Raw genomic sequence first — 18271 nt, forward strand, 5'->3', positions numbered from 1 at the left:
GACAACCGGGCCACCCTACCGGCGGGGTGGCGGTGTCAGCGTGCGGACGACGCCGGGGCGGGTGGGGATGGGACTGAGGTCACAGATCGCGGGAGTGGTCAGCGGGCGAAGCGCGGAAGGTGGGCGGCGATCTTGGGTACGTCCAGAGCGCCCTGGCAGACGTCCAGTACGAACCGCTCCGCCTCGTCCACGTCGAAGTCCGCGTCGAGGGGGTGCCCGTTCAGGTGCAGGAAGACCCAGGTCGCGTACCAGGCGATGCGTTTGTTCCCGTCCACGAGGGCGTGATTCCGGGCGAGGGACTCCATGAGCGCGGCGGCCTTCTGCCATACGTCCGGATAGGCGTCCTGCCCGAACACGCTCGACCGGGGGCGTGCGAGCGCCGAGTCGAGGAGGCCGTAGTCGCGCACCTCCTCCGTCCCGAGCCGCTTCGCGAGGTCGAGCTGCTCGGGGAGGGTGAGGTAGTCCATCAGGCGAGCCTCCGGTTCAGCTCGGCGCTGGCCTTCAGCACATGGTCGGCCGCCTCGTCGAACAGACGCGAGTGCTCGTTCACCGCCGCGATCACCGCGTCGTGCGCGAAGGCCTGCATGCTGCGCCCCTCCGCCGCCGCGCGGTCGCGCAGGGCGTCGAGCTCCTCGTCCGTGAACCGCAGATTCAGTCCAGCCATGCCTCAACGGTACCGAGCGGTACCACGTGGTGTCACCGCGATTCCTTCCGCACCCGCGTGGTCACCCAGGCCCCCACCAACGCCACCCCCGCCATCGGCAGAAACACAGCGGTGAACGCAGCCGGGTGGGAGCCGCCGCTCGCCGAGCCGACCGCATGCCCGACCGTGCCACCCCCGAGCGCACCGAACGCGGCCCCGCCGACGGACAGCAGCACGACATTGGACAGCCCGTCGGAGATCTGCAGCGCGGCCGAGTTGGAACCGGCCTCCTCCGGCGCGGAGAGCTGAAGCAGCAGCACGCTGGTGGAGGACATCACCAGCCCCATCCCGAAACACCCGAACCCCCAGGCGACGGCCACGGTCCAGACGGGCACGGCATGGATGAGGACACTCGGCGCGGCGGCGATGGCGGCAGCCACCAGCACCATCCCGAACGTCATCAGCCGCACCCGGTACGGCTCGACCCGCGCCCGGGCCTGCACCCACGACCCGAGCGCCCATGTCCCGCCGCCCGCCGCGAGCGAGAACCCGGCCAAGGTCGGCGACAGCCCCCGCTGGGTCACCAGCATCAACGGCACGAAGGACTCCGCCGAGATGAACGTCCCGGCCCCCAGCCCACGCAACAGCACGACCGAGGGCAGCCCCCGCGCCGCCCGGTACGTACCGGGCGGCAACAGCCCGAGCACGGCCGGCACGAGCAGCGCGACGCCGGCGGCAGCCGGGACCAGCGAGAACCACCGCAGATCCTGGGCGGCGTACTGAAAGAGCCCGGCACCGAGGGAGATCCCGAGGGCGAGACGAATACGACGCCGGTCGAAAGGCTCGGGCGGCAGCCGGCCCCGCTCGGACACCGGTCCGGCAGCCCGCCGTCGTATCTGGGGAAGGGCCAGCGCGAGCGGAAAGACGACAAGCACCGGTATCCCGACGAACACCCAGCGCCAGCCGAGCTGTTCGGTCACCGCGCCGGCGGCGAGCGGCCCGACGACGGACGGCACGACCCAACTCGCGGCGAACGCGGCCACGATGGCGGGCCGCAACCGTTCCGGATAGGCCCGCCCGATGACGACGTACAGAGCGACGATGACCAGCCCACCGCCCAGCCCCTGCACGGCCCGCCCCAGGATGAACACCCACATGACCTGGGCAGTCCCCGCAACCAGCAATCCGGCGGCGAACGCCCCGATCCCGGTGGTCAACGCCCCGAGCGGCCCCCGCCGGTCCGACCACTGCCCGGCGAACACCATCCCGAACAGGCTGGTGGTGAAGTACCCGGAGAACGCGAACGCGTACAGCGCCACCCCGTCCAGCTCCCGAGCCGCAACCGGCATGGCCGTCCCCACGGCGGTCGCCTCGAAGGCGATCAACAGCACAACGGACACGATCCCGACACTGAGCGCCCGATACGACCGCCCGAGCACCCCGTCCCGACACTCATCGGCCAGGTCAGGGGCAGTATCCGTGACGTCGGCGTCACGCGGTTCGAGGACGGTCATGAGGGCCAGCGTAAGGCCCATATCCCGGGTTGACCCCTGTCGAAAGACGCTCCACCGCTGAGACCTTGGTCGTACGACCGCAGACCCCCACCCCGCCATTCATGAACGCGGTGTGGCAGTCCCGTTGCACGCCCCCCGGCCCTCTTGTTCCGAGCCACCGCCCGGCCTACGGTCAACTCACCAAACACGGCCGTGTGCCCGAGTGGTTCAGGGACTCGCCTGCAAAGCGAGTTACGCGGGTTCGATTCCCGCCACGGCCTCTGGATGCCTGACCAGGCAGAACGAAAGGGCGGCACCCCCGAGGGGTGCCGCCCTTTTGGTCGTCCGTCTCAGTTCCCGTCTCGATCGTCAGGAACAGCTCATCGCGGGGGCGAAGGTGCGTCACAGGCCAGACCTGAGAGACAGGCATCCCGGTAGGAGGACTCGTAAATGCGTTCACCAGCGACCTTCGCGCTGGTCAGGGCCGCGCAAATGGCGAGGACCATGACAAGTTGAGTGACGGCAACCACAGGTACCCGGCGGACTCCGGCCACAACAGCCGCGACCAGGGCGGCTGCCGCCACGAACATAGCCGTCTGCAGGTAGGGACCCGGCGGTGCGCCGTAGTCCTGCGCGTCAAAGGCCGACCAGTAGGACGAAATCCAGAACAACCAGATCAGGCCGAGAGCCAACAGCTCTAAAACAGCCAGGCCCACGGACACGGCCACGGCCCGACCAGTACGTTCAGGATCTGTACTCACCCGGCCAGAATCCATCCGAGAGGAACGCGGTGTCATGAGTATCCGTACTTAAGTGGGTGCGGGGGCGTGATTAGACACTCGGGGGTGGGGACGGCCGGGGCCCGAGTACGTGTACTGGGGCCCCCGGCCCGGGGGAAGGGCCTGGAACTCGGCCCCTTCCCCGGACTTCCTCACTCCCCTACGGCAGATACTGCTGCAGCACGTCGGCGTAGAGACGGGCTCCCGCGATCTTCGGATGGAACGACGCCATCGCGGGCTTGGGTGATTCGGCGTCCGCCTGGGATCGTCCGTTTTCCACGATGCCGTTCACATACTCCGGATTACCGCACACCGTCTTGCCGTAGAACGTGTTGCGGGGATCAGCGAACACCGCGTTGATCCCGTCCTGGGACTTGGCGTCCGACGCGGCGCCGCCCATCTCCGTGTCCAGCATGTCCGCGACCGAGTTCAGCCAGGGAGCCTCCTCTTCCATGCCGATTCCCGCCACGCAGTCCTTGGCCCCCGACAGCAGCTCCGGGTAGCCCATGAGGATGATCTTCGCGTTCGGCGCCACATCGTGAATCCGCGTCAGCACCGCCCTGATGCGTGGCCGGACCTGGTCGTGCAGCCACGTGGGAGCCCAGTCCTTGAGCGGTCCGGTGTCTCCGGCAACGTCCTCGCCTGTGATCGGGTCCTTGTTCCCTATCGCCGTGTTCTGGCACTGCTCCGTTCCAGCGCCGTATGCGCATTGCGTGAACACATCCGAGAACCTGGCGTCGTTGCCGCCGACCGACAGGGTGACCAGGGTGGTGTTCTGGTCGAGATAGCCGGCGTAGAGCTGGGGCACTTCGTGGGACTGCCCGCTGGTGAGAATGTTGTAGGTGCGGGCACCTGAGCAGGCGATGAAGTGGTAGTCCGTCTGTGTGTCCAGGCTGTCGGCCAGGGCTCCGATGGACATGCTGGAGCCGGGCAGCGTCGCCTGCCGGGACCAGGCGAGCTTGGAGCGGTGGCACTTGTCGATCAAATCGCTGTTCACATTGTCCATGTGGTCGGTCTCCGGGAAGAAGTCCGTGCCGCCGGCCCCGCTGGCGCCCTCGCCCGAAGAGTAGGAGTCGCCCATTGCCACGATGGAGTTCGCCGGCTTTCCGGTGAGGGGCTGGAAGGCCACCGCGTCCCACGCGATGTCCTCGTCCCCTGTGCCGTCCGCCGTCGAGTTCGACAAGGACACTTTCGGCGTCCCGGTGAAGTGGAACGCCCCGATGCTGACCCAGCCGCCGGCGCGCTGCAGTACGACCCTGTCCGGGCTGGTGCTGTCCGAGCCCCCGACGGTATAGGTGGCCTGCCGGGTCTGGGCGCCGGTGTCGGGCAGATACACCAGGACGCGGGCCCAGCTGAGGTTCTGGTTGAGCGTCCAGGTGCCCTTCATGGTCATCGGCCCGTCGTCGCCACCGAGATGGGGCGTATCGCGGGTGTGCGTGTACCAGTAGTGCCCCTGGTAGCCACCGCCGACCTGATGCAGATCGGCCTTGGACTCGAACGGGCCGAGGCCGGGACCGGTTGCGGCCGGGTCCGCGTTGAAGGCGAACTTGAAGGTTCCACTCGAATAGGACTTCCCGCAGCTGCTCCAGGTCTCGGTGGCGTCGGGTACGGAATCGACCAGCCAGGAGCCGTTGGGCCGGCCGTCGTTGGCCGCGCCGGAGCAGAGCGGGGTTCCGTACTGCAGGCGGGTACCGCGGCCGGGCTCACTGATCAGGGTCACGTACTTGATGTTCTCGAAGCCGCAGGTGGTGGCGCAGTCGGACTTCCAGGTGACGTTGGACTCGTGCCACCAGTACTGCTTGTAGCAGTCCGCGTCCGGGCAGTCGGGTGGACTGGTCGCGCTGCAGTTGTTCTTGGTGTTGCAGAACGTGTCGAGCGTCGGGTTGGCGTGCGCCCGGTTGTACTTCGCACTGTTGATGTCCACGACGGTCCGGTCGGTGCCGTTCCAGTACGCGGGGCGGAAGCCGGCGGAGGAGAATCCGGACTCGCCCGGCCAGTCCTGACGGCCGGAAGTGGCATAGGAGTGGCCACTGTCCATGGACCAGGAGGCCCATCCCAGCACCTTCTCCTCGTACGGCCAGTCCTGCGGATGCGCGGCGTCCTTGATGGCCAACGCGTCGAGGTCGGTGTTCATGAAGGCTTTACGGGTGGGCGGGTAGTCGGGGTTCGCGGGGTTGTTGAACCAGCCCAGGCCCCAGTTGGTGTCCGCTCCGGGTTTGTTGAAGCCGAGGTTGTAGTTCCATACGGCGGTGAACCAGTTCTCCGGCTTCGCGGGGTCGTCGTTGTTGGCGGTGACCATCTGGCCGCTGGTGTGGACCTCGTTCCATTTGTCGGCGAGGATCTTCAGCGAGGCGGCGATGTTGGTGGCGTAGTCGAGCGCCACGGCCTTTTGCAGGGTTGGCGACAGGGCGGTCTCCTTGTGCCCGTTGTCGTCGGTCTTCTCGTAACCGGCCAGACGCATGCCGTCGGTGACCTGGCCGACTCCGTAGCCGCAGTCGGACTTCGTCCAGTTGATCTTCCAGTGGGCGGCCGGCGTGGTCGCTTTGCCGTCATGGCCGTAGAAGCCGTCGACCGCGGCGAGCGGGTTGCCCATCTGCCCCGGGATGGAGCCTTGTTCCGCCTGCCACAGGTTGGACTCCTGGGCCAGGATGCCGAGTTCGACCTGGGCTGGGATACGGCCGCTGCCGTTGCCGCCGTTCAGGGTCGGGATGGGGAACAGGCCCTGCGGGTCGATCGTGCCGATACCGGTCTGTGAGCGCCAGCCGCCCTGGGTGAGGTAGTTGGAGCGCAGGTTTCCGCGGACTGCCATGTCCACGGCCCATTCCACCTGGTTGGGGGTGGGCTGCAGGGCCAGCTGACCGACGTCGTTGCGGGGGACCGAGCACCAGCGGTCGGTGTCCACCGGGTCGTTCTCGATACTGGCCGCGGCTGCCGATGCCTTGGCGCTGGGAGTGCCGGCCAGGGCCGGGGACAGCTTGGCGCCCCCCACTGCCGCGCCGGGCTCGGCGGCGAGCTGGGTGGTGGGCTTCCCCGTGGCTGTCGCGACGCCGGTGACGGTGAGGGCGTGGCCGGGCTCGGCGGGAACGGGCTCACCACCCTTGGTGAAGCCCTTGCCCGCGTTCTTGACGTTGTCCAGACCCCTCTGGACGGCATCGGAGAGGACGGGGTTGACGGCCAGTCGGCCCAGGCTCGACACGTCGGCTTCTGCCGGCGCGTCCAACAGGCTCACCCCGCTGCCCGACAGACGCGTCGCGCCGGAAGGCTTGCCGGTGAGGAACACCCGGCTGGTGCCGGCCTGCTTCAGGGCGAGCTGCTCCACCTTGCCGGTGGCGACAGTGGCGACCTTGCCCGCTGTGTATGTCTTGGCGTGTGTCGTGGTGTCGCCCGTACGGTCGAGGAAAGCGATCTTCCCGCCCGGAAGCGCGTGAATGTCGTACGGGGCCCGGCTGGTCCTGACGAGGGTTTTCGTGCTGCCTTTGCGGTCGATGTGCACGAGCTGGTTGCCGAGCGCCGCGATCACACCGTCGCTCACGGGGACCGGGGAGGTGACCTGCCCCTGTGCGACGGTGTCGGCCACGGTGCGGCCGTACGTGTCCACCGTCATCAGCCGTGACTCGTCGTCCCGCTGCGAGGTGAACGCCGCCGTGTGCGCGGCCGGGTTGCAGGTGGGATCGAAGTAGGCGAGAGACGCGGTGAACGCAAGCTTGTTCACCACTCCCTTGTCGAGATCGACGATCGCCGTGAAGGCTCCCCCGAGCATCATGTCGGGGTGGTTGGTGAAGGTGCGCGGGGCGTAGACGACCGCCGCATGGGCGTGGTCGATGACGCACGCGTTGCCGATCCAGGTGTCACCGGGCATGCCCGGTTCGTTCAGAACCGCCGCGGTCTTCCATGTGTACGCGGATGCGCTGTCGGCGACCAGCAGATGGAGGCCGTCGCTGTCCGCGGCTGCGGTGACGGCCCGGTCTGTGGACGTCTTCCAGTCCGAACCGAACGTTCCGGCCGGTTTTGCGATTCTGGTGGGGGGTCTGGCGGTGGAATCGTGTGCCGGGTGTGTGCTTGTCGGAGGGGCGTCCGTGGACTGCTGCTCAAGGCCCGACGCGGTCGACTGGAGGAGTCCGACCAGGACACCTCCGGCTGCTATTGCAGCTAAAGACATCCGTGCTTTTTTGCTGTATCTCACAGAATTGAACCATTTCCGTCAGGAGTGCGACTGGTTGAGTGCGGGGGTGCGGGGGCCTCTATGTCCTCCGGCAGGGCGCCCGGCTTCGGTGTGCCTTCTCGGGGCATGGCGAACAGGACGCTGATGCGTTGAGGGGTCAGGCGGAGGAGGGCCTGGGCGTGGGTTTTTCCGCGACCTCGCCGGCGGTCGCAGTGGGTGCGGGAGGCAGGGTCGGCGTTCATGCAGGCGAACGCGGAGAGGTACATGGCGCGTTTGAGCTGCCGGTTTCCGCCCGCCCATGGCTCACGAAGGTCGTGAGGGCCGGGCGGTGGCATTCCCGGGGGTGTCGCCGGTGGTGTCGAGGGCCGCACAGACGATGGCCTCAGGGGCCTCCGACCGGGCACGAGTGGGGCCGCCCGCCCCGGCCGGAAATGGCCTGAAGGGCGGACGGGAACTTAGGAGTTGAGCCGGTGGCACTACGCACGACGTGCGAGGCGCGGGTGACGCCGAGAGGTGTGAGTGACAGGTCAGTGGGTGTCTGCGAACGGGTCGTACTGGACGACCTTCAAGCTGATCTTCGCGTCGCTCGTCCCCGCCGTGGCGCCGGAGACCGTGATGTCCGCCTGGGTCGGCCACGTGGTGCCCGGCCAGACATTGCCGGCCTTCTCGACGACCGAGAACGGGGACTTCTGCTTGCCACCCACGACCGTCACGGTGACGGTGTAAGCCAGGCGTTCGTCACTGCTGTTGTGGAAGGTCAGCGGTACCACGACCCGTCCCGACACCAGGCGAGGCGTGTACGCGACGACCTCACCGTGCGCTGCCGTGGCCGCGGCCTTCCCGAATCCGTAGTCCTTGGGATCGGGGACAGCCGTGTTCGTCGGCTGGACGGGATCTCCACTGGGGGCGGCGGCCGCGCGTTGAGCGGCCGCGTTCTGCGCTGCCTCATTGGGGGCGCCAGCCGTGCCTGACGGCTTGGCCACGGCCGCGGCAGTTGCCGAGGAGTGCGGTTTGGACGACGTGTCGGCCTGGTGGCTTCCCTCGTTGCCGCAGGCGGTCAGAGCAAGCGGCCCTGCGGCTATCGCCACTAACAGGAAGCGTGCGGAGGCCCGGGTTCTGCCGGGCAGGTTCTCAGTCACAGGAAAACATGTACTCGGTCGCGTAGTTGATGTACAAACTGCTGGAAGTCGCGCCCATCTTCGCAGTCACGGGTGCGCAGACAGCGCTGGCCACGTAGAGAGGGCCGGCGTATTCGCTGAAGTTCCCCGAGTCCGTGGAGCAGCCGGTGTTGTCCACTTTGCACACGTGCAAGTACATGTACTGCGACTTCCCGACATTGTTGTCGAGGATGACGCAGCCCTTGCCGTTGTTCTCGTAGGAGAACAGCATGGCCAGCCGCTGATTGGGGTCCGTCCCCTCCGGAAGCGGTACAGCACGGAACAGGCTGTACCCGGTCCCGCACACCGTGGCCGCGGCCGACGCGGGTTGCGGGTCGGCCTTGGCGATGGCCCGGGTGGCCGCATCAGCCGTCTTTGCGACCGGTACGGCAGGCCGGCCGGCGGCCACCGCCTGCGGTACAGCCACCAGGCCTGAGACCAGCACCGCGGCAACGGTGACAGCACGCAGACTTGCCCTGAGCTTGAACATGGTTACTGACTCCCCCTTGAAGCACGACGAATACGGATTGATGGCGCTGGTCAGGCGCCTCCCGGAGGACACCCCCGAGCCCCACTCAATCCGCACAAACGTTTGAAATGCCGGTGCCAACTTAGGCGCGAAGTGGATCTGTCGACAGGGGGTGGCGCGTACATGACTGAAAGTTGCCGATTAAAGGAATCATCAAGGACATGTCAAAAGATGGCTGTGAGCTGATGATCATCCACCTCCGATCAACAAACCGGAACGGAACCTCCTGGAACGGAACGACTGAAACAGGAGTCCCATAACCACCAAGGCTGAGGCGTTCTCACGCTTCAAGATCAGGTAGTTGTAAGGCCCGACGGGAGCTCCGCGATCTTCCCTGTCGCCGTCGGTCATGGCGTGATCGTCCGTGCCGCCAACTGCGAACTCATGGGCCGCAGCAGGCCACCACCACAACCCGCCGCACCGCCTGACCGGCCGAGCCGACACACCCACCCGCCGGCTCGCCCCCTGCTCCCCGCCTGTGCTCCGGCCTTCCGCCGGACCCTTCTTGTTTCACGTCCCGCACGGCGCGGTGCTCGACCAACTCAGGCCAGGGGGTTTCCTCTCCCACTCGGGGCAGGAGCAGGGGAGTCAACAGGTGCGCGGGGCCTGGCAGGTGGGGCAGCGTGATGGTCAGCGGGGCCGCCGGGTCAGCCGGCCACTCCGCGACTCCCCCACCCACCTGCATGGAGGCATGCCATGAGTGAGATCACCCCTGCCCGCGACGGCCTGCTGGACGCGGCGAAGGAAGAGCCGTCGCAGCTGTCCGAGGACCTACTGCTGGAGGCATTCAGCCCGATCGGCGAGAACGACATCGCGGACCCCGCCCAAGGGCGCCTTCGTGTTCTGGAACATCAGCTCGTTTGGGCACATCGGCATCGCCGACGGCCGACGCGGGCGCGGACCTTGCGATGTAAGCAGTTGTGCTCCTGCTTCCCCACAGTGTGGTCGCGGGTGGGGACCAGGGTTCCGTCCACGATCAGTACGGTGTCCTTGCGGAATCGGCGACGCGGCTGGAGCGCGAGCAGGGGGCCGAGATGGTTGATGACTCGGTCGGCAGCAGACTTCGAGACACCGAACAGCGGAGCGAGTTGGCGCATCGTCAAGTTCGTGCACCAGTAGGCGGCAACTAGCAGGACGCGGTCTTCCAGCGGCAGCCTCCACGGTCGGCCCCGCCGCGCCGCCTCCACCCCCTCGCGCCGTAGCGCGGTAACCAGCTTGCGGAATTGGCCTGGGCCCAGCCCGGTGAACGAGGACATCCAGGACGGTTCCGACGCTGCGATCACACCGGCCATGGCGTGATCATCTCGCACTGCGCGCACCCTTGGAACAGCCACCAACCCAGGTCCACCGGTTCGGATTGGCGGGTCGGATCCGACCCGCCTGTCGCCCTACTCGCCGACCGCCCCGTCGATCGCTTCGCGCAGCAGGTCTGCATGACCGTTGTGACGGGCGTACTCCTCGATCATGTGGATCAGGACATACCGCAGCGAGATGGTCTCGCCCCGGAAGACAACCGTGTCGTCGAGGGAGTCGAAGGACTCCGTGACCGCGCGGGAGTCTTCACACGCCTGTCGCCACAACGTGAACGCCTCGTCGTCGTCCGCGTCGGTCACGAGGAACTCCCCGAGGACGCCGTCGACCGCCGGCCACCGGGGCGTGAGCTGTTCTCGGTTCAGTACGAAGCGGAACCAGCCGGTCTCCACCTCGGCCGCGTGCCGGACGAGGCCGAGGAGGGTAAGACTGGAGGTCGGAACAGCTCTCCGCTTCAGCTGGTCACCAGTCAGGCCCTGGCACTTCATGGCCAAAGTGGCACGCTGATAGTCGAGGAACGAGATGAGCGACATCCGGTCGTCGGCCACCTTGGAAGGGGGTATCCGCTGGTAATCCGTCATCGAGCGATCATGGCAAAGGCCCGGCCTGCGGGGTCACCAGGGTCCGGGGAGTGGACACGGAACCGCGCCTGACGCGAGGGGGGCTCCACAGAGCGCCAGACTGCCCGCAGGGAGCCGACACAGCCGGCAGCAGTACAGGCCGGCAGTACGGACGGCCGTTCCAGCGCAAGACCATCAGCCCCGTCCGCTCGGTCCCGTGCGGGCTCACCGCCCCCGACACTCGCTCTCCTCCGCCCACCTCCCATGCCGGGTGCGTGGCGCTCCCCGGAGTTAAGACTGGCGAACCCTGGCGAACAGTGGCGTCCGGTCGTGCGGACACCTGGCGCGCCGGTAAGTTGCCACAGTCCGATGCGTCTCTCCTGGAACGCCTGCCGGATCGGCAGGTCCCAACGAGCTTGGGAACTCAGAGAGATGGGAGATCGGCGAGATGGAGCGATCGACGAAACGGAGAAGTCGCCGACGGCCACACCAGAGGTCGGACTGGGTGCAGTTAGCGGCCTTGTTCCTGACGGCGGTCACTGCCATTGCGGGATGCGTCGAGCACTTCATGTGACGCGTAAGAGGGTGAGCCGGACGGCCGGTCAGGGCGAGTGGGCCCGACCGCTGCTTACTCGGCCGGACCCACCCTTGCCCCGCGCATCGGCCCGGCTCCGGGGTGCATCCCGGAGCCGGGCCTTCTGCTTGCGCAGAGGCCTGTAGCGCCGGGCAACCGAGTCGCCCGACGCACCAGACGAGATAACCGCAAGTCAGCGCTGTTGCTCAAGCACTGTCAAGATTCCCTCAAGGAACTTGCCCCGATTTGGGTGGCGAATCCGCCCTTGCGAACGGGTGGCGGGCCGAGTGGCGAACCAGGAATGCACTGCTTGCGGCCTTGCGAGGGTAGCGAAACCTGGCGTATCGACATGATCGGCGGAGCCGCCTGTTTGGAAGAACGGTGTCGATGACGAGGATGCCTTCAGTGTCCTGCAGCGCCTGGAGCAGTCGGTGTCCGCCGGCAACCCGCGGGTCAACTGCACGTCCGCGGCGGCGACTTACGCCACCCAGCGCAAAGGAAGCCAGTGCTACCCGCCCCTGCACCGGCCGACGCAACCTTCGTGGGCTTCCGGCCGTCTTGTCGGGCGTAGGGATGTGGAGACGTGGAGACGTGGAGATGGCGAATCTGGACACCGTGGTGACATGGGTCGACGCACGCGACAGGCTGCCCCGGAGCGGTACGCCGGTCGCGGCGGCGATCACCGGTCGGTATCCGGCGGACAGCGGCGCCGAGTCCGGAACCGAGTCCAGCGCCGCGCCGGGTGAGGAATTCTGGCTCGTGCGGCCGATGTACTTCACGGCTCTGCACTTCGGTGCGGACGGGACGGAGCACAGGGACTGCTTCGTCGACTCCGACGGGGTCGTCCGGCTTCCCTACGGCCTCGCCAGCGCCGAGACCGTGACCCACTGGGCCGAACTGCCCACGCTGCCGGGCGAGATGACGACGCGTGCGGTGCTCGGGGAGGGTGTGCAGGCGGCTCTCCAGAACGTGTGGAGTGCTCAGCCCCGTACCTGACTCACATCCGCGCCCGCCACAGATCCCGCAGCAGTGCGATCTCCGCCATGTGGTGGATGAACTCCAGGTTGGCTCCCGCCACAACAGCGATGTACGGATCGTCGGGGTCGGAACCGTACGGGTACTGGGAGAAGCCGACAGTGTCGAGGTCCTCCTCCGTGACGGCGACTACGGCTGCCCGCCAGCGGTCGATCACCGGCCAGAACCGGTCCAGCGTCAGGGCCGCCGAGGGCGTGAAGTCGACCATCTGCTTCGGGTCCCGGCGCCGCTCACCGAACGTCCACTCCCACGCGCCCGCGAACTGGAAGTGCAGGTGGCCCAGGCGCCACGCGATGGTCGTGATCGGGGTCTTGTCGGGTTCCGGCTCGCCTGTGTGGGCGAGGACCTGCTCGACCCGTTCGACGCTCACGCTCCAGTCGTCGGCGATCTTGGTGACGGTCATGCCGTCGGCGGCCTGGCGGGCGACCTCGGCGTACTCGCTCGCCGGGATGTCCGGCGCGCCCAGGTCGAGGACCCACTCGCCCGGTCCGAACGCCCTCGGTGTCAGCGCCTCGCTCCGGCGGCGGAGGGACCAGCAGTCGGGGGCCGGCTCCCAGAGGTACTCCTCGTCGCCGAGTCCCGTCAGCCGGACCTGGGCCATCTCCCGGGCCTTGTCGAACTGCTCCAGCAGCAAGCCCAGTCGGTCGGTCCGTGCGCCGCCCTCGATCTCCATGTCAGGTTCCCCTCGCCCGTGCCGTCTCGTACCTCACCGCGGTCAGGCGGAAGGTAACGGCTCTGCTCGTGGGGCGCGACCGAATTCCTCGGCAGACCGAGACCGAGACCGAGACCGCGTACGCATACGCATACGCATACGCATACGCGTCAGAGCACCCCACCCGCCTCGTCCCGGAACGCCTCCGTCCAGTAGTGCGGGTGGCGTCGGCCGGCCGCCCCTGCGTGCCGTCCTGTCGGGTCCACCGTCGACAGGGTCTGGAGCATCGTCGTGGCCAACTGGTGGTACGCCTCTGCCGTCAGCTCGCCCGACAGGTCCGCGTCGATCGCCTTCTCGCGGTGGAGCAGCCAGAGGGTGAACGCGAGGGTGGAGACGTCCCTGTTCAGAGGCGACAAGGTCGCCTCCGGCTCGCTCCACGTCAGGATCTCGCCCGTGGCGCCGTCCACCACCAGGCTGTTGTCCTCGACGAGACAGCCGAGGCGGATCAACTCGTCGGCGCGGGCCGGGAGTTCGTCGGCGGGCTCGTCCTCGTAGAACTCGGAGAGGGTGGGGAGCGGGACGTCCGTGTCCAGCTGGAAGAGGAACGCGTCCTCCGGCAGGCCCGTCTCGCGCAGGAAGCGGCGGGTCGGCTCGTGGGTGAGCGTGGCGGGGAAGTCGACCTCCTCGAAGCGGGCCACCGTGCCCTGGCCGAACTCCTGGTCCAGCAGGCGGGCCGGGATGTCGAGGGTCAGCCCCGATGTCGTGCCGGGGCCCGCGACCAGGGCCAGCGGGCGGATCAGCGCCGCCGCCTTCCAGAACGGGGGCACCTCGCCGTCCGTCTCCGACTCGAAGATCGTGAGCAAGTGGCGTGACGCCTCCGCCACCGTCTGTGCGCCGTGGCGGCCGTCGTAGGACGCGAACTGGCCGCGCAGGGCGGTCAGTTCGTCGGTGGTCGTGGTGAAGCGGGCCAGCGTCTCGATCGACGGGGCCAGCGGGCCGGCCTCCATCAGGTCCGGGCGGTCGTGGAAGAAGTACGTCGTGGCGATCTCGCCCGTCTCGCCGTCCAGCAGGATCGACTCCGCCTCCCCGCCGTCGGCTCCCCAGAGCGCGCCTATCACCAGTTGGTCCCGGAGCTCCTCCGCCAGCGGGTCGGGATCGCCCAGCGAGTCCGCGACCGTCCGCAGGCCCTCTCTGCGCAGCTCCTCGAACGTCAACAGGCCGCTGTCACCCGGCAGTCCGGGGCCTGTCAGCCAGCGGCGCGTCGACGCGTGCGTGACGTACGGATCGAGGTCGTCCTCGGTCAAGGTGATCGTGGTCGCCGTGGAACCGGCGTCGGTCCTGCTCATTGTTCCCCCGTGCATGAATCTTCCCCGTGCGGCACCGGCGTTCCGCTGTCGTCCCCACTGCCCAGAACACTACGCGGCACCACTGACAATCGCCCTGACCAGCGGAAACGCGGTGAGAACCCGGTGAAAACGCCTCACAGAGCGCGGGCGGACGCGAAACGTCCGAAACATCCTCACCCCGTCAGACGCTCAGACCACCCGTGAACGTTCCCGTCCCTCGATGATCGCGTCCACCGTCTCCCCCACCGTCAGCCCGGAGTTGTCCAGCCAGAGGCCGAGGCGCGGGGTCCGTGTCCGCAGCGCGCCGTCCAGGTCCTCGACCGTCCACGCGCCGTATCCGGTCTTCGCCCGCGCCCTGCCTCTCGTGCCGTCACGGTCGCCGGGGTCGGTGCGAGGACGACCACGTGCAGCGGGCGGGTGCGGATCAGGTCGACGTACGCCGGCAACTCCGCGCCCAGCACCACGTCCTGGACGATCGCCGTGAACCCGGCTTCCGCGTACGCGTCCGCCGTCGCCGCCGACAGCCGGTACCGCAGGCGGAGTTGGGACTCCCCCTCGCCGCCCGCACCGGGAACGTACTCCTCGCGGCCCGAGACGATCATCCGCCGGAACGCGTCACCCCGGACGTGCGCGGCCCTCGGCAACTTCCCCCACTGCCTTAAAGGCGTGGGGGGACCCCCATGGCCAGCGCCTGCGCGACCGTCGACTTGCCGGCGGCCATCACACCGGTGATGAGGACGACACCCTCCAACGACAGTCGCTCGCCTACTGCCCGTACTGCCCGTTCGTCACGACCGCCGCCTGCGGGCGGATCGGCAGGCGGTTCACGGGGCGGCCCGTAGCCGCACGTACCGCGGACGCGATCGCCGCCGGGGACGTGACCACCGGTACCGCGCTGACCGCCTTCGCCCCGAAGGGGGCGACCACGTCACGCTCCTCGACGAGCTTCACGATCCGGATGTCGGGGGTGTCCAGGGCGGTGGGCAGGGCGTAGCCCGTGAGGTCGGGGTGGCGGATCAAGCCCCGCGCGGTGCGCAGGTTTTCCGTCAACGCGATGCCTACGCCCTGGGTGACGCCGCCCTCGATGCGGGCCACCAGTTGGGTCGGGTTCAGGATGCGGCCGACGTCCTGGGCGAGGGCCAGCTCGACGACCCTCACCGAGCCCAGTTCGATGTCCACGTCGACGACCGCGCGGATCGCGCAGAACGCGAGGCCCACGAAGGCGTCGCCCTGGCCCGCCTCGTCGAGGGGCTCGGTCGGGTGCGGGCGGCACTGGGCGGTGGCCCAGAGCTCCTTGCCGTCCAGGGCCTCGGTGACGGTCGTGGAGAGGACGCCGTCGTAGGAGGTGATCTTGCCGTCGGTGATCTGGAGGAGCTCGGTGGACATGCCGAACTTGTGCGCCAGGGGCTGCAGGAGCTGCGTGCGGACCATTTTCGCGGCCCGTTCGACCGCGCCGCCCGAGACCCAGGTGTGGCGGCTTCGGCAGCCGGGACCGGCCGGAGGCTGGTCGGTGTCCACGGGGGCGACGTGCACCTCGTCGATGCCGAGGGTCTCCTGGACGATCTGCCGGGCGAGGGTGGTGAAGCCCTGGCCGGTCTCGACGGCCGCGCACAGGACGGTCGCGATGCCGTCGTGGACCTTGACGGTGGCCGTGGAGACCTCGTCGGCGCCCTCCGCGCCGAGCATGTGCACCATGCCGAGGGCGTAGCCGACGCCCCGGCGTACCGCGCCCGGTTCGCCCGCGCCTTCGGGGCCGCCGGGCAGCAGCCACTCGTCCTCGGGGGTGTCCTTGGGGAGCTGCGGCAGCGGGAAGTCCTGTACGGCCTGCAGGAGTTCGGCGACCGGTGCCGGGCAGGTCACCGTCTGGCCGGTCGGGAGGACGTCACCGGTGGCCATGGCGTTGCGCAGGCGCAGTTCGGCCGGGTCCATGGCGAGCTTCTTGGCGAGCTTGTCCATCTGCGCCTCGTAGGCGGCGCAGACCTGCATGGCGCCCTCGCCCCGGACGTGACCCGAAGGCGGGTTGTTGGTGCGGACGGCCCAGCCCTCGATGAAGGCGTTCGGGACGACGTACGGGCCGCAGGCGAAGGAGACGGCGGCGGCCAGGGCCTCCGAGGAGGTGTCGGCGTAGGCGCCCGCGTCGAGCAGCACCTGGGCCTCGACCTTGACCAGCCTGCCGTCCTCGTCGGCGTGGTGGCGGTAGCGCAGGAGCGTGGGGTGGCGGTGGGTGTGGCCGAGGAAGGACTCCTCGCGCGTGGCGGTGAGTTTGACCGGGCAGCCGGTCTTCAACGCCAGCAGTCCGAGCGGGAGTTGGAAGCCCTGGTCCTCGCGGTCGGCGGTGGCCCCGGGGACGCCGGTGACGACGACCTTCACGCGGTCGGACTCCAGGCCGAAGCAGGCGGCGGCCGTGTCGCGGTCGGTGTGCGGGTCCGTGGAGGCGATGTACAGCTCGACTCCGCCGTCGGGGCGGGGCACGGCGAGGCCGGCCTCGGCGCCGATGGGGGCGGGGTCCTGGCGGCCGATGCGGTACAGGCCCTCGACGACGATGTCGCCGGCCGCGTCCGGGTCGCCGTGGCGCAGCGGGATGTGCCGGATCAGGTTGCCGTCGGGGTGCAGCGGTTCGGCCTCGAAGGCCTGCTCGGGGTCGGTCACCGGGTCGAGTACTTCGTACTCGACCATGATGGCCGCGGCGGCCATCCGCGCGGTGTCAGGGTGGTCGGCGGCGACCGCGGCGATGGGCTCCCCGTGGTGGCGCACCACTTCGGAGGCGAACACCGGGCGGTCGGCGGTGCCCCGGCCGTAGCGGTCCCTGCCGGGCACGTCCTCGTGGGTGATGACGGCCCGTACACCCGGCATGTCGCGCGCGTGGGACGTGTCGACGGACACGATGCGCGCGTGCGGGTGCGGTGAGCGCAGGACGGCCGCCCACAGGAGGCCCTCGGCCCACAGGTCGGCCGCGTACGGGAAGGTGCCCTCGGTCTTCGCGCGGGCGTCGGCGGCCGGGAGCGAGGCGCCCAGGCCGTGGCCCGGATGCTCCGGAGCGGGCGCGGCCTCCGTGGTCGCGGTGGCGGCTTCGTTGCTCACGCCTGACCTCCGTCCTGGCCGTACACCTGGTCCTGCGTGCGCGGGGACTCGAACGCCGACTGGTGGACGCCACCGCCCCCGGGACCCGCCTGATGGGGAATACGCGCCTCGTCGCCGTCCGACTCAGGTTCGGCGGCAGCGGCGTGCGCCTCCCGTTCGGCGACGACTTCCTGTACGGCGTCCAGGACACCCCGGTAGCCGGAGCAGCGGCACAGGTTGCCGCACAGGGCCTGGCGCGCCTCCAGTTCGGTGGGCGCGGGGTTGCCCTCCAGGAGGTCGTGCACGGTCATCGCCATCCCGGGCACGCAGAATCCGCACTGGACGGCACCGCACTTGGCGAGCGCCCGCTGCACGTCGGAGGGCTGCCCCTCGACGGCGAGACCCTCGACCGTACGGACCTCGGAGCCCGCGGCGGTGACGGCGGGCACCAGGCAGCTGGCGACGAGCCGTCCGTCGACCTGGACGTTGCAGGCCCCGCACTCGCCCTGGGAGCAGCCGTCCTTGGCGCCCGCGAGGCCGAGGCGTTCGCGCAGCACGTAGAGCAGCGACTCGCCGATCCAGGCGTCGGTGACGGGCCGGTCGGCGCCGTTGACGCGCAACACGTAGGAGGCGAGCGGGTGTTCGTCGCCGGAGATCTTCGGGGCGGGCTCGGCGGCCTCGTCCGGTGCGTCGTCATCCGCGGCCGTCACGGGCGCCTCAGCGGCCTCCGGGGCGGCTTCGGCACCCTCGGACCCGTCGGACGCCGCGGACGGCTCAGCGGGCCTCTCAGCAGCCCCCTCGGCCCCTTCCGCATCGTCGCCCGCCGCGCCGTTCTCATCGGCCGACTGCGCGTCGGCCGTGGCGAGTTCGGCGGAGGCGTCGTCGTGGCGGTCGCCGCGCGCGTCGCCGTAGGGGTCGGTGGCGGCCTCGGTGCGGGAGTGGGCGTACGGGTCGCTGCCCTGGGGTTCCT

At 69.0% G+C, this 18271-nt stretch carries 13 protein-coding genes, 1 tRNA gene and 3 pseudogenes; 2 read left to right on the forward strand and 15 right to left on the reverse strand.

The features are described from left to right. Window positions 1-98: 98 nt before the first annotated feature. The 3 genes from R6V09_RS09605 to R6V09_RS09615 are packed head-to-tail and all read right to left on the reverse strand — an operon-like array spanning window position 99 to window position 2157. Window positions 99-467 (reverse strand): type II toxin-antitoxin system death-on-curing family toxin, encoded by a 369-nt coding sequence (locus tag R6V09_RS09605; protein WP_317880930.1) that lies wholly within the window; start codon window positions 465-467, stop codon window positions 99-101. After that, on the reverse strand, window positions 467-664 hold the full coding sequence (locus R6V09_RS09610; RefSeq protein ID WP_317880931.1) for a hypothetical protein: 198 nt from the start codon (window positions 662-664) through the stop codon (window positions 467-469). The genes R6V09_RS09605 and R6V09_RS09610 overlap by 1 nt, the downstream gene beginning before the upstream one ends. A 32-nt stretch (window positions 665-696) precedes the next feature. Continuing rightward, window positions 697-2157 (reverse strand): MFS transporter, encoded by a 1461-nt coding sequence (locus tag R6V09_RS09615; RefSeq protein WP_317880932.1) that lies wholly within the window; start codon window positions 2155-2157, stop codon window positions 697-699. A 188-nt stretch (window positions 2158-2345) separates the two neighbouring features. Here R6V09_RS09615 and R6V09_RS09620 point away from each other — a divergent pair. After that, window positions 2346-2417 (forward strand) — tRNA-Cys (locus R6V09_RS09620). Between the two features lie 99 nt (window positions 2418-2516). Here R6V09_RS09620 and R6V09_RS09625 read toward each other — a convergent pair. The 7 genes and pseudogenes from R6V09_RS09625 to R6V09_RS09655 all read right to left on the reverse strand — a co-directional run bounded on the left by R6V09_RS09625 (window position 2517) and on the right by R6V09_RS09655 (window position 10655). After that, complete coding sequence (locus R6V09_RS09625) at window positions 2517-2933, reverse strand: DUF6234 family protein (RefSeq protein WP_317880933.1); 417 nt, start codon at window positions 2931-2933, stop codon at window positions 2517-2519. A 142-nt stretch (window positions 2934-3075) separates the two neighbouring features. Next, entirely contained in the window at window positions 3076-6774 is a 3699-nt protein-coding gene (locus R6V09_RS09630; protein ID WP_317880934.1) for an SGNH/GDSL hydrolase family protein, read from the reverse strand. A 320-nt stretch (window positions 6775-7094) separates the two neighbouring features. Next, a pseudogene (locus R6V09_RS09635) lies at window positions 7095-7370 on the reverse strand (hypothetical protein); the annotation flags it as partial. Window positions 7371-7604: 234 nt separating this feature from the next. Continuing rightward, window positions 7605-8216 carry a hypothetical protein gene (locus tag R6V09_RS09640; protein ID WP_317880935.1) on the reverse strand — a complete coding sequence of 204 codons (612 nt, stop codon included), beginning with the start codon at window positions 8214-8216 and terminating at the stop codon, window positions 7605-7607. After that, window positions 8209-8724, reverse strand: a complete 516-nt coding sequence (locus R6V09_RS09645) for a hypothetical protein (RefSeq protein ID WP_317880936.1) — start codon at window positions 8722-8724, stop codon at window positions 8209-8211. The genes R6V09_RS09640 and R6V09_RS09645 overlap by 8 nt, the downstream gene beginning before the upstream one ends. A gap of 956 nt (window positions 8725-9680) precedes the next feature. Next, window positions 9681-10055, reverse strand: a pseudogene (locus tag R6V09_RS09650) (helix-turn-helix domain-containing protein); the annotation flags it as partial. A gap of 96 nt (window positions 10056-10151) precedes the next feature. Further along, the gene (locus R6V09_RS09655) at window positions 10152-10655 is read right to left on the reverse strand and encodes a DinB family protein (RefSeq protein ID WP_317880937.1); all 504 of its coding nucleotides are present in this window, start codon (window positions 10653-10655) and stop codon (window positions 10152-10154) included. Between the two features lie 1150 nt (window positions 10656-11805). On the opposite strand from R6V09_RS09655, the gene R6V09_RS09660 reads away from it, so the two are divergent. Beyond that, complete coding sequence (locus tag R6V09_RS09660; protein ID WP_317880938.1) at window positions 11806-12204, forward strand: AQJ64_40280 family protein; 399 nt, start codon at window positions 11806-11808, stop codon at window positions 12202-12204. Window position 12205: 1 nt separating this feature from the next. Here the strand turns inward: R6V09_RS09660 and R6V09_RS09665 are convergent, their stop codons facing one another. From R6V09_RS09665 to R6V09_RS09685, 5 genes and pseudogenes are all read right to left on the reverse strand, one after another. Then, entirely contained in the window at window positions 12206-12916 is a 711-nt protein-coding gene (locus R6V09_RS09665) for a DinB family protein (RefSeq protein WP_317880939.1), read from the reverse strand. A 149-nt stretch (window positions 12917-13065) separates the two neighbouring features. Next, entirely contained in the window at window positions 13066-14241 is a 1176-nt protein-coding gene (locus R6V09_RS09670) for an SUKH-4 family immunity protein (protein ID WP_317880940.1), read from the reverse strand. Window positions 14242-14430: 189 nt separating this feature from the next. Continuing rightward, a pseudogene (locus tag R6V09_RS09675) lies at window positions 14431-14962 on the reverse strand (phosphotransferase). Window positions 14963-15006: 44 nt separating this feature from the next. After that, a complete protein-coding gene (locus tag R6V09_RS09680) occupies window positions 15007-17322 on the reverse strand; it encodes a xanthine dehydrogenase family protein molybdopterin-binding subunit (RefSeq protein WP_317880941.1) in 2316 nt (771 codons plus the stop codon). Next, a partial coding sequence (locus R6V09_RS09685) for a (2Fe-2S)-binding protein (protein ID WP_317880942.1) occupies window positions 17319-18271 on the reverse strand: 953 nt, incomplete at its 5' end. The genes R6V09_RS09685 and R6V09_RS09680, both read right to left, overlap by 4 nt.

This window comes from Streptomyces sp. W16 (genome assembly GCF_033194735.1).
Lineage (GTDB): Bacteria > Actinomycetota > Actinomycetes > Streptomycetales > Streptomycetaceae > Streptomyces.

Bases quoted from the DNA above. Each gene is read 5' to 3' on its own strand.
- R6V09_RS09625 (WP_317880933.1), bottom strand. From the start codon at position 2,933: ATGACACCGCGTTCCTCTCGGATGGATTCTGGCCGGGTGAGTACAGAT.
- R6V09_RS09610 (WP_317880931.1), bottom strand. From the start codon at position 664: ATGGCTGGACTGAATCTGCGGTTCACGGACGAGGAGCTCGACGCCCTG.
- R6V09_RS09660 (WP_317880938.1), top strand. From the start codon at position 11,806: ATGGCGAATCTGGACACCGTGGTGACATGGGTCGACGCACGCGACAGG.
- R6V09_RS09670 (WP_317880940.1), bottom strand. From the start codon at position 14,241: ATGAGCAGGACCGACGCCGGTTCCACGGCGACCACGATCACCTTGACC.
- R6V09_RS09615 (WP_317880932.1), bottom strand. From the start codon at position 2,157: ATGACCGTCCTCGAACCGCGTGACGCCGACGTCACGGATACTGCCCCT.
- R6V09_RS09605 (WP_317880930.1), bottom strand. From the start codon at position 467: ATGGACTACCTCACCCTCCCCGAGCAGCTCGACCTCGCGAAGCGGCTC.
- R6V09_RS09665 (WP_317880939.1), bottom strand. From the start codon at position 12,916: ATGGAGATCGAGGGCGGCGCACGGACCGACCGACTGGGCTTGCTGCTG.
- R6V09_RS09655 (WP_317880937.1), bottom strand. From the start codon at position 10,655: ATGACGGATTACCAGCGGATACCCCCTTCCAAGGTGGCCGACGACCGG.
- R6V09_RS09645 (WP_317880936.1), bottom strand. From the start codon at position 8,724: ATGTTCAAGCTCAGGGCAAGTCTGCGTGCTGTCACCGTTGCCGCGGTG.
- R6V09_RS09630 (WP_317880934.1), bottom strand. From the start codon at position 6,774: ATGCCCGGTGACACCTGGATCGGCAACGCGTGCGTCATCGACCACGCC.